This window comes from Prosthecobacter sp., assembly GCF_049294395.1.
Taxonomy (GTDB): Bacteria; Verrucomicrobiota; Verrucomicrobiia; order Verrucomicrobiales; family Verrucomicrobiaceae; genus Prosthecobacter.
Window position 1 is genome coordinate 1 of record NZ_JBAQCR010000069.1, and the last position, 10,097, is coordinate 10,097.

The following is a 10,097-nucleotide window of genomic DNA, read 5'->3' on the forward strand; positions in this document are numbered from 1 at the left end:
CACGGGCAGGGAACGCCCGGCGTCACCACAAGGGCGAGCAGTGCCGGATATGCAGCGGCACTGCCATGTGCCGCTGCAGTCCAGCATCAAGGCTGGACAACCGTAGCCGCTCAGAAGTGAGCGGTGAGGGAATCAAAGCACGGCTTTCATGTGAGTCAGGCGCTCCAGCCCAACCATGTGCCAAATCTGAACGTGCCGGAAATGCGGGCGGGTGGTTGGCAGGGGCGGAATCGTCCGGTTGCGGGCAAGCGCAGCTTCCTGGCTGGCAGCAGGGGCAATGTGCTGTTTCTGCCGCTGCTTTCTCCTCAGTCACCCATGCACACACAGGTTCGGTCATCATGCATGCCCACACTGTCCCTGGCAGAGCCAGGCGGAGCATAATGACAATGACCAAGGTTGTTTTCATGTGAGAATAGCGGGGGTAGTGAGCGTGAGCGGATCAAGGCCGGTCCCGCCGTTTCAGCGCACGGGACCGGTGATGAATACAGAGCCTGAGTTACTTGCCCGCCAGCTTTTTCAGATACTTGGCGGGATCTTTGTCGAAGTCTTTGCGGCAGGCCTTGCAGCAGAGTTTGATTTCCTGGCCCTGGTAAGTGAACACAACCGGCTTGCCCATCTCGCCGAGCTTGTCGCCGGAGACGACGCAGGTGCCGGGTTTGTAGGGTTTGTCGTGATCGTGGCCGTCATCGGCGCGCAGCGAAGATGCCACGGTCAAGGTGAATGCGGCGGCAAAGGCTGCGAAAATGATGTTGTAGGTCTGTTTCATGGGCGTTCTGGATTAGATTTGAAAATGGTTCCGTGGTGTTCAGTTCTGACGATCAATGGTAATGCGTGGAACCGTCTGCGTGGATGTGGGGAGTGTGGCCTTCGTGATTGGAAGCTTTTTTCGACTGGCAGGCGCTGATAGCGAGCGTGACGGCAAGAGCCAGGCTGAATGTGATGAGCTTTTTCATATTGTTGCGGTGTTCGATTGGGTGGTTAGCGCGGAGATGTTCCCCGCAGTTCAGTGGGTTCAATGCCGCGCAGTTCAATACCCCTCACGATTTTTATTTTTATTTCCCCCGACCTTCTGCCTCAATGTTCATGCGGTGTCGTGCCGGAATGAGCTTCAGGAGATGCTTTTGCGTCTCCGCGAATTTCCGAGTGACGGATTTTGCCGCCCGCGTCGGCGATCCAGCCTGAAACTGCCAGCGAGGCTGCGGCCAAGGCACCGGCAGTGAGCGTCAAGGGCAGCTCAAAGCGAACTTTCCGCCAAGCCGTCACCAGCGCACCTGCTGCGGTAATGACAGCGAGCCAAAAGAGCCAGATCATCTGTTCTGCGCGCTCCATGTGCAGGTCCAGCCAGTCCTGCCCCACCTCATCGGCCAAGCCACGCACTGGCTTGTACGCCTGCTGTCCCAGCCAGTACGTCATTAAACCACCGACCGTGCCAACAAGCAGCAGCACCAGAGCGATACGCCTGGCCGGTGCGTTTTTCCACAGCAGGGCCAGGCCCAGCGCCAGCAAGCCGGACAGCGTTATGAAGATGGGCATGTGGTTGGTCAGCAGGTGCAGGTGCGCGGGATCAAGGCCCATGGGCAATGCGGTGGCACCGTGGGTTTCAGAGCCGTGCGCCTGTGCCACGAAGGCAGAGGCGACAAGAGTGATGCTTGGCAGGGATGGATGCTTCATGGCATGAGGCATAAACTCCGCCGGTTGCCCAACCCCTCAGCATTTCTCACGAATTGCAGCCGCCACACACTTTTTGATGAAATTATGAGGGCTTGAACTCGTGACGGGGTTCTACCGCATGAAGACACTTTGAATACGGCACCCAAGGCAGCGTCTGAAATACACACCTCGCCTTGAGGCTATGAAACCAAACCACACCAAATCACTATGAAAACGATTATCACCACCCTCGCCTTGGCCGCCATTTTTGGCCTTGCCGCTCCTGCCACCACACAGGCCGAAGACGCCCATCATGGCGGCGGACACTATTCCTCACACGGCCAGTCTGGCTACGGCCATGGTGGTTATCAGCCCAGCTACGGTCATGGCGGCTATCAGTCGGGCCATTCCGGCTACTACCAACACGGCGGGCAGTCAGGCTACGGCCACGCGCCGTCGCATTCGAGTTACGGCCATGGTGGTTACCAGCCCAATTATGGTCATGGCGGCTACCAGTCCGGCTACGGCCATGGTGGCTATCAGCCCAGCTACGGTCATGTGCCAAGTCACAGCGGCGGTCACATTAGCCTGCCCGGGATTCATTTAAGTTTTGGCGGGCACAGTGCCCGCCACTAGCAGGAGTTGAGTGTGTTGATACAACCCACCGGAGAGGAGTCTCCGGTGGGCTTTTCATTGGCGAAATCAAACCGTTCGTCCTGACAAGGTCACTTTGAGCCATCCACCAGCTTTTTGATGCTCTCGATGCTGTAGGCTTCGCCCGCGAGCTGGTCGCCAATGAAGGCTCGCACCGCCCAGCCGTGCAAACGAATGCCGGTGGCTTCCACCGTTTTGAATCTGGCACGCCTGCCGCTGCCCGTTTTAACACTGTGGCGGGGCGTGTAGGTGAAGGTGGCTGGCTTGGTCTTGATCGTAGCGGCCTGGCTCTGCGTGAGTTCCACTGTGTCAACGCCTGACGCGTGCTTGACGATTTTTTTAGCCGTCAAGTCGTCCCCGAACAAGGTCCATTCAATCCGAATCTTCTCAGGTCTTTCCAGATGAAACGCGGTGGCGGAGACCTCCATCCAGCGCTGATGCACCTCCTGCACACTGCCTTTGGGGTCGCTGTGCTCGCCTTTGACGGCGACTCGGAGCTTGACGCTGTTGTCCGCCAGCGTTGCGGTCGCCGTGGTGAGCAGGATGAAGACAAAATGCGCTGGGGAGCAACGGCACCGAGTCTGGGGATGTGCAGTTTTTGCGGAGTGCGATTTCATGGTTGTGGTGGTTGAAGCAAGCAGATGACAAAGACTCTCCCCGACACCTACGGTATCCTTGTCAAACTCCGCCATGGTGCCAAACCCTCGGCATATTTTTCAACATTGGATTGACGGACAACGGCCAATGGTTGCTTATTGACTCAATATGAATACTCACCCCCTCTCCTCCAAGATCAGTCTGCGTTTTTTTCTCTCCGTTATCGCGGTGTCAATGCTGGGCCTTTTCATACCAGCCCTGCATGCTGAGCACGATCACGATCACCTTTTCGTTACCATCGACCGGGATCTAGGCTACGACCCGGATTCCGAAATCCACAAGGTGCAAGTCTCCACTGCCACCCGTTCCTATATTGTCACGCTGCATGGCTTGTTCGCGGCAGTCGCCGACCATGTCGGGAAGCAGGGGCGCATCAGCATCGATAATCGCGACACCTGGACACACTTTGCCATTGTCGGACACAAAGCTCCAGCCGCTCGTATTCATACGGTGAAGCGAATTGTGGAATAACCGGCGGTGGGATCAAACCAAGGTGCGTGACACGGCATGGATGGCCTTCAGTCCTTCGCCAAAACGGGCGATGGATTGACGATGCTGCTCCAATTCGCCATAGGGCAGGTAGCGCAGTTTTAAATCAGACACGCGCTGGAAGGCCGGGCGTAGAAGCTGCGCCCGCACTTCGTCTTCACGATTGTCTGGAGCAACGAGGAACAGGCCATGCACGGATTCTCCACCTGCTCCCAGAGCGAGGTCGAGCATCCGCATGATGCCGGAGTAGATTGAGGTGGAATGCTCCACCTCAAACGCAGCAGCCACCGCAGGGCTGTTCTTGTTGAGCCAAAGAACATCAATCAAACGAACCATCTCAATGCCCGCCACAGAGGCGAGCGGTTCAGGCAGGGCTGCCAGACAGCCATCACCGAGCTTCCCACCGCAAAGAGGACGGCTGCGGTCATTGGCGGCGATCCAGACATCAAAGCCAAGCGCGTGGCCCAGCTCACGCAGCCAGCCTTGAATCTCGGTGTGGGTGCGATCTCCCTCCTGTGCAGCGAGTTGTTGTTTGGAAAGGGCGGCGGCTGCCTCCTCGCGAACTTTTTCCATATCGGCCTCCCAAGCTGCCTTGGCAGAGGCTTCGTTGTCCGTCGGCGGCAGTGGGTAGCGCCCACTTCCGACATCAAAGAGAAATCCAGCGATCGCTCCAAGATCATTGGAGAACAGTGGACGGTGCTCATCATTCAGGCGCAGCACACCGCTACGCATGGCAAGGTATTCCTTCCAACTACCCAGTTTCACCCTTGCGCCAGTCAACGCATTGTAGCCTTTAACCATCGCGGTATTGAAGGGCGACACCATCGTTGGATGGATGAAATAGAGCAGATTGGCCACTGCCGGTCCCAGCCCTTTGATCTTCCGGGCATCCAGCGCATGAATGGCCGCCACAATCTCCGCCTCGCAGGTGCAGCAGTCACAGGTGTTGAGGAATCTCCCAAAGGCCCGCTGGTTCTCGTTGTTCTCGTAGATGTCCGGGATGCGAAGTTTCGGTTTCCACAAAAAGGCGTGATCTGCTCCTTTGAAGATTTGCCGTTGTTCCGCGATGGAATGCACCACCGTCTCCAGCGATGAGCCTCGATAGGCGGTGCCAAACGTGCCATGCTCAATATCTGTTACCACGGCAGCCAACCCGCGCCGGATGGAACGAAAATTCTTCAGCCGCTCCTCCCAGAGAAACCAGGTACGATAGGAACTGCCAGCGTCCTCGCGCCAAAGAGTAATCAGGTCTTTTAATGCATCGTTTGAAATCATCAACCAACATCTTTAACAGATGTTCTTATGCTTTTACAAGAAAAGGAATCAAAACCGGAACCCGACCCCGGCACCCCAGCCATACTGATTGTGATACTGGCCCACGAGCGAGAGGTTCTTGTGCACGAGATACGCAGCTCCAACTGTGGTTTCCCAGATGGCTTTGGTGTCATACTGGGCACGGCCAAACAGAGAGAAGCGAGCGGTGATGGGGAAGACTTTGCTAACGGTGAAGCGGAAGTCACCATCGGTGTCCACGGAGGCTTGGGACTGGATCAGGAACGGCAGGAGGTAGCGGGTGCCGAACATGCCTCGATTCCGGTTGATGCCGGTGCTCCATTCGTAGCTGGCAAAGGTGCTGAGGTTGGAGTTGATGAAGCGGTCATAGTCGATGCCAATTTCGTATTGAGTCTTGCTGCCGTTGCCAATGCGTGACTGCCAGTGGGCCATGAGGCCGTTGCGGTTGTTCTCCCAGGAGGCGGTGCCTTCGGTCATCTGGGACAGCAGGATGCCTTCGCCGAAGAAGAGTTTTGGATCATGCTCGGTCATCATGGCACCCGTCATGAGATGCGGATTGGGCGGGGCATCCTCGTAGTGAACGATGCGGCCCATGCCGATGGCCAGGTGATAGAGGACGTGGCAGTGCATCATCCAGTCGCCCGGCTCATCGGCGGCGAATTCGATGGTGTGGCTGGTCATGGGCGGCACGTCCACCGTGTGCTTCATGGGAGAGAGAGCTCCAGCGCTGGTGACAAGGCGGAAAAAGTGCCCGTGCAGGTGCATGGGATGGTGCATCATCGAATCATTGATGAAGGTGAAGCGCACTTTCTCACCACGTCGCACATTGATCATGTCTGCCTCGGAAATCGTCTTGCCATCCAACGTCCAGACAAAGCGAATCATGTCGCCCTGGAGACGGAAGGTGTATTCGCGCAGCGGGCGGGAGTCGGAGATCACGGTGGAACGCAGGGCGCGCAGTTTTTCATACGGGCTGCCGGGCCGCTCCGGGTCATCCATGCCCTGCATTCCGGCCATGGGCGGCATGACGTTCGTGGCGGCGCTGCTTTGCTTCTCGGCGGGCATCGGCATGGTGCTGTGGTCCATGCCTTTCATGTTTGCCATGGCGTCAGGTTTCTTCGTGGACTTGGGTGGTGACATGCCTTTCATGCCTGCCATCGCGCTGTGATCCATCGCGGGTTCGGGGGCAGCCATGTCACCCTCGCCCATGCCTGCCATGCTGCTGTGGTCCATGCCCTTCATGTCGGCTTTGCCTTTCGTGTCAGCTTTGCCTTTCGTGTCAGCTTTGCCTTCCATGTCAGACATGGCGCTCATACCACCCATGTCGCCCATTCCAGCCATCGGCTTATAGACATTGGGCTTCGGCACATCAGGGGCGGTGTGCCGTTCTCCCTGGCCGATAAACAGGCTGCTGTGGCCGGTGCCATCCTGCGAGGTGGCGCGTAGTTCCCAGGCTCCGCCGCGTTGCGGCACCTTCACCAACAGGTCGTAGGTTTCCGCGATGGCGAACAGGAAGCGCCCCGTGGCCACCGGCTGAACATCGGTGCCATCAGCGGCAATGATCTTCATCGGCCCGCCTGCATATTCGAGATGGTAGTAGCTGGCGGCGCTGGCATTGATCAGACGCAGGCGCACTGTTTCACCGGGCTGCGCAGCAAACTCAGCGGCGGGCTTGCCATTGGCGAGAAAGGCGTCATAGCCCACATCGGAAAAATCCATCGGTGGCATTCGATTCATCCAGCGCTTGTTCATCTCCGGCAGCGCGTCGTGCTGGATGGCACCGACGATGCTTTGCGCCGTGCCTTTCTTGATCTGCTGCGTTTCGCGGCCCGCGCGGAGCTGCGCCAGCACGTCATAGGGGCTTTCGTTGGTCCAGTCGGAGAGCACCACCACGAGGTCATGGTCCGTTTTGATCCGCTCGCCGCCTTTGGGGGTGATGGCGATGCTGCCATAAACGCCGAGCTGCTCCTGCAAGCCGCTGTGGGAGTGATACCAAAACGTGCCGCCATGCCGCAGACGGAAACGGAACTCGCGCGTCTCGCCGGGTGTGATCGGTGCCATGTTCACATGCGGCACACCGTCCTGATCGTTCGGCAGCAGGATGCCGTGCCAGTGAATGGAGGTGTCTTCATTGAGCTTGTTATTCACCCGGATGACGGCATCATCTCCCTCGGTGAAGCGTAGCGTCGGGCCGGGGATGCCGCCATTGATCGCCATGGCCGGACGCTCTTTGCCGCCATAGTTCACGGTTATTGCCGAGATGGTGAGATCATAGTTCACCGTGCGGCCCTGAGCCGTGGGGGAAATCCCCAACAAGCAAAGCAGTAGGGATGGAAGTAGCAGTTTAGTTTTCATCTGTGGAGTTCTTGAGTTGTTGTTTGAGAAATTACTCTGGCAAGTCCAGCCGTGCCACGCCGATGCGGTTGTCAGCCATGCCATAGTAAATATCGAAGCAGCCCGGCAAACCGAGGTCATTCCGCCGGTCAATCGCGGTCGGAAACACGACATTGGGCACGATGCCCTCGCGTTCTTTGCGCAGCTCAGGCGTCAAGACCGGTTCTGGTGAGCGATAGCGGATCAGATGCGGATGTTTCTCATCCAGCAAGAGAAGCCCTGCGGAGTAACTCAGCCTGCGGCCCGCATCCGATTCGTTCGATGTCTCACACACGCCGTGATAGAGGAACAGCCAGCCTTGCGGAGTCAGGATCGGCGGAGTGCCACCGCCGATTTTTAATTGCTCCCAAGCGGCAACCGGACACGCCAGCCGCCGGTGCGAATCGAAGTGGCAGAGGTGGTGGTGTTTGGTGCAGACCTCATTGACCAAAGAGTGATAGGAAATCCAGATGCTCTCGCGAAGGATGTCCATCACGCGAGGATAGCCGCAGCGAAGTGTTTCGTCCGGCCCCGTGCCTGGGAAGAGCGGACGATGGATCAGCGCCATGGCGGGCCGTCCGTCTGGATCGGAGATGGCGACGGGAAAGAGCAAGGCGTCTTTGTTGGGGACATCATTGAAGTCCACGCCTTCATACGGCATGAAGATGGCCATCCCCATTCGCTCCCAGTGAAACAAATCATCCGACATGGCGAGAGCGATGCGTGGTCCCCGAGATGAGAGCGCCGTATAAGTCATCACATACCGATCCAGCGGCTCGATGAATGTGATGCGCGGGTCTTCGCAACCGCCTCCATCGGGCCGCAGTTCGTAATCGGCCTCTGGCTCCAGCGCGATGCCCAGTCGATCAACGCCCACCGGGTCACCGGCCTCATTGAAGCGCACGCGCGAGATGCCAATGCGCGAGTAATTACCCTGCGCCACCAGCCGTGGAAAAAGATAGAGCTGCCCGTCGCGACCGCGCGCCGATGCTGGATTCAACACGCCGCCTGCCTCCAGCGGATTGCCTGGCTCTGGCTCCATCACGACACCGAGTCGCCGCAACTGGAAGGGGGCGCTCGCGATGTCTGGTTCAGTGTGTGGTTTCATCGCAACGGTCATAGCTTCACTCTCCTTAACCGCAGCGCATTGGTGATGACAGACACGGAACTCAGGCTCATCGCGGCTCCGGCAAGCATGGGGCTGAGCAGCAGGCCGAAGAAGGGATACAACACACCCGCCGCCACGGGAATGCCGAGGGCATTGTAGAGAAAAGCGAAAAAGAGATTCTGCCTGATGTTGCGCATGGTGGCGCGGCTGAGGCGGATGGCTTTGGCAATGCCGCGCAGGTCGCCTTTGACCAGCGTCACGCCTGCGCTTTGCATGGCGACATCGGTGCCGGTGCCCATGGCGATGCCGACTTCCGCTTCGCTCAACGCGGGTGCGTCGTTGATGCCGTCGCCAGCCATCGCGACGTGTTTGCCTTCCTCGCGCAGCTTCTTCACATGGGCGACTTTTCCGGCGGGTTCGATCTCGGCTTCCACCGCATCAAGACCGAGTTGCTTCGCCACCACAGCGGCGGTGCGGCGGTTGTCGCCGGTGAGCATGACGATTTTTAGCCCCAACGCTTGAAGATCACGGATGGCTTCGGGGGTGGTGGATTTGATGGGGTCGGCGACGGCGAGGACTCCCGCCGGTTTGCCATCAATGGCGACATACATCGCGGTCTTGCCTTCCTCCTGAAGTTTCGTGGACGCGGTTTCAAGCGGCTCCAAGCCGGTGATCTTTTCGTTCCGCAGGAAAGCCGGTTTGCCGATCATCACCGCATGACCCGCGATGGTGCCGATAACGCCGCCCGCTGTGACTGAGCGAAAGTCTGTCACCGCCTCGAACACGACACCTCGATCCTTCGCGCCCTGCACAATCGCAGCGGCGAGCGGGTGCTCGCTGTTCTGCTCCAGTGAGGCGGCGAGACGCAGGAATTCCTCTGGGTCAAAACCCCCGGCTGGATGGACATCCATGAGCTTGGGTTTGCCTTGGGTAAGCGTGCCCGTCTTGTCCACAACCAGCGTGGTGATCTTCTCCAAGCGCTCAAGTGCCTCGGCGTTCTTCACCAGCACACCTTCTTGCGCGCCGCGTCCCACACCGACCATAATGGACATGGGCGTCGCCAACCCAAGCGCACAGGGGCAGGCGATGATGAGAACTGCAACCGCGTTGACTATGGCGTGTGCGAGTCTTGGTTCTGGCCCAAGCCACATCCACAGAACGAAGGTGAGCACGGAAACCGCCAGCACCACGGGCACGAATATGCCCGCGACTTTGTCGGCGAGACCTTGAATGGGCGCGCGGCTGCGCTGGGCCTCAGCCACCATGTTGACGATCTGACCGAGCAATGTGTCGCTGCCCACGCGCTCGGCGCGCATGACGAAACTGCCGGGTCCATTGACCGTGCCGCCCGTCACCTTGTCGCCGACCTTCTTCTCTACCGGCAACGGTTCGCCAGTGATCATGGACTCCTCCACGTTGGAATGACCCTCGGTCACTGTGCCATCCACCGGCACTTTGTCTCCTGGCACCACCCGCAACAAGTCGCCGACTTTGACTTGATCGAGCGGGACTTCTTTATCGCCGCCGTCAGCAACTTGCCGAGCCGTCGGCGGCGCGAGATTCAGTAATGCTTTGATGGCGCTGCCGGTGCGACTGCGGGCGCGGAGTTCGAGCACTTGACCAAGCAACACGAGCACGATGATGACAGCCGCCGCCTCGAAATAAATGCCCACCTTGCCGTGCATTTGCATGGACTCAGGAAACACCGCTGGCGCGAGCATCGCCACCACGCTGAACAAATAAGCGGCACCCACGCCGAGCATGATGAGCGTCCACATGTTGAAGTGGCGCGTGAGCAATGAGCGCCAGCCCCGGCGGAAAAAAGGTGCGCCAGCCCACAACACGACTGGCGTGCTGAGGATGAACTGCGTCC

General features: G+C 58.6%; 10 protein-coding genes. 2 read left to right on the plus strand and 8 right to left on the minus strand.

Annotated elements, in window-relative coordinates; genetic code table 11:
- Nucleotides 1–496: 496 nt before the first annotated feature.
- From WAW39_RS04655 to WAW39_RS04665, 3 genes are all read right to left on the minus strand, one after another.
- A complete protein-coding gene (locus WAW39_RS04655; RefSeq protein WP_422316274.1) occupies nt 497–766 on the minus strand; it encodes a hypothetical protein in 270 nt (89 codons plus the stop codon).
- Between the two features lie 52 nt (nt 767–818).
- Entirely contained in the window at nt 819–953 is a 135-nt protein-coding gene (locus tag WAW39_RS04660; RefSeq protein WP_422316276.1) for a hypothetical protein, read from the minus strand.
- A 121-nt stretch (nt 954–1,074) separates the two neighbouring features.
- Nucleotides 1,075–1,671 (minus strand): hypothetical protein, encoded by a 597-nt coding sequence (locus WAW39_RS04665; RefSeq protein ID WP_422316278.1) that lies wholly within the window; start codon nt 1,669–1,671, stop codon nt 1,075–1,077.
- Between the two features lie 207 nt (nt 1,672–1,878).
- Here WAW39_RS04665 and WAW39_RS04670 point away from each other — a divergent pair, with 207 nt between their 5' ends.
- Entirely contained in the window at nt 1,879–2,286 is a 408-nt protein-coding gene (locus WAW39_RS04670; protein WP_422316280.1) for a hypothetical protein, read from the plus strand.
- Nucleotides 2,287–2,375: 89 nt separating this feature from the next.
- On the opposite strand, the gene WAW39_RS04675 is transcribed toward WAW39_RS04670, so the two are convergent.
- Entirely contained in the window at nt 2,376–2,921 is a 546-nt protein-coding gene (locus WAW39_RS04675) for a hypothetical protein (RefSeq protein WP_422316282.1), read from the minus strand.
- A 148-nt stretch (nt 2,922–3,069) separates the two neighbouring features.
- Between WAW39_RS04675 and WAW39_RS04680 the strand changes: the two genes are divergently transcribed.
- Nucleotides 3,070–3,432 (plus strand): hypothetical protein, encoded by a 363-nt coding sequence (locus WAW39_RS04680; protein WP_422316284.1) that lies wholly within the window; start codon nt 3,070–3,072, stop codon nt 3,430–3,432.
- A 12-nt stretch (nt 3,433–3,444) separates the two neighbouring features.
- On the opposite strand, the gene WAW39_RS04685 is transcribed toward WAW39_RS04680, so the two are convergent.
- The 4 genes from WAW39_RS04685 to WAW39_RS04700 form a co-directional block, all read right to left on the minus strand.
- On the minus strand, nt 3,445–4,725 hold the full coding sequence (locus tag WAW39_RS04685) for a type II restriction endonuclease (RefSeq protein WP_422316286.1): 1,281 nt from the start codon (nt 4,723–4,725) through the stop codon (nt 3,445–3,447).
- A 48-nt stretch (nt 4,726–4,773) separates the two neighbouring features.
- Nucleotides 4,774–7,098 carry a multicopper oxidase domain-containing protein gene (locus WAW39_RS04690; protein WP_422316288.1) on the minus strand — a complete coding sequence of 775 codons (2,325 nt, stop codon included), beginning with the start codon at nt 7,096–7,098 and terminating at the stop codon, nt 4,774–4,776.
- A gap of 31 nt (nt 7,099–7,129) precedes the next feature.
- Complete coding sequence (locus WAW39_RS04695) at nt 7,130–8,224, minus strand: glycosidase (protein ID WP_422316290.1); 1,095 nt, start codon at nt 8,222–8,224, stop codon at nt 7,130–7,132.
- Nucleotides 8,225–8,232: 8 nt separating this feature from the next.
- Nucleotides 8,233–10,097: copper-translocating P-type ATPase (locus tag WAW39_RS04700; RefSeq protein ID WP_422316292.1), on the minus strand; the 1,865-nt coding region annotated here is incomplete at its 5' end.

What these genes read in the sequence shown, in the direction of transcription:
- WAW39_RS04660 (WP_422316276.1), bottom strand. Translation starts at nt 953, where the DNA reads ATGAAAAAGCTCATCACATTCAGCCTGGCTCTTGCCGTCACGCTCGCT.
- WAW39_RS04690 (WP_422316288.1), bottom strand. Translation starts at nt 7,098, where the DNA reads ATGAAAACTAAACTGCTACTTCCATCCCTACTGCTTTGCTTGTTGGGG.
- WAW39_RS04685 (WP_422316286.1), bottom strand. Translation starts at nt 4,725, where the DNA reads ATGATTTCAAACGATGCATTAAAAGACCTGATTACTCTTTGGCGCGAG.
- WAW39_RS04670 (WP_422316280.1), top strand. Translation starts at nt 1,879, where the DNA reads ATGAAAACGATTATCACCACCCTCGCCTTGGCCGCCATTTTTGGCCTT.
- WAW39_RS04675 (WP_422316282.1), bottom strand. Translation starts at nt 2,921, where the DNA reads ATGAAATCGCACTCCGCAAAAACTGCACATCCCCAGACTCGGTGCCGT.
- WAW39_RS04695 (WP_422316290.1), bottom strand. Translation starts at nt 8,224, where the DNA reads ATGAAACCACACACTGAACCAGACATCGCGAGCGCCCCCTTCCAGTTG.
- WAW39_RS04655 (WP_422316274.1), bottom strand. Translation starts at nt 766, where the DNA reads ATGAAACAGACCTACAACATCATTTTCGCAGCCTTTGCCGCCGCATTC.
- WAW39_RS04665 (WP_422316278.1), bottom strand. Translation starts at nt 1,671, where the DNA reads ATGAAGCATCCATCCCTGCCAAGCATCACTCTTGTCGCCTCTGCCTTC.
- WAW39_RS04680 (WP_422316284.1), top strand. Translation starts at nt 3,070, where the DNA reads ATGAATACTCACCCCCTCTCCTCCAAGATCAGTCTGCGTTTTTTTCTC.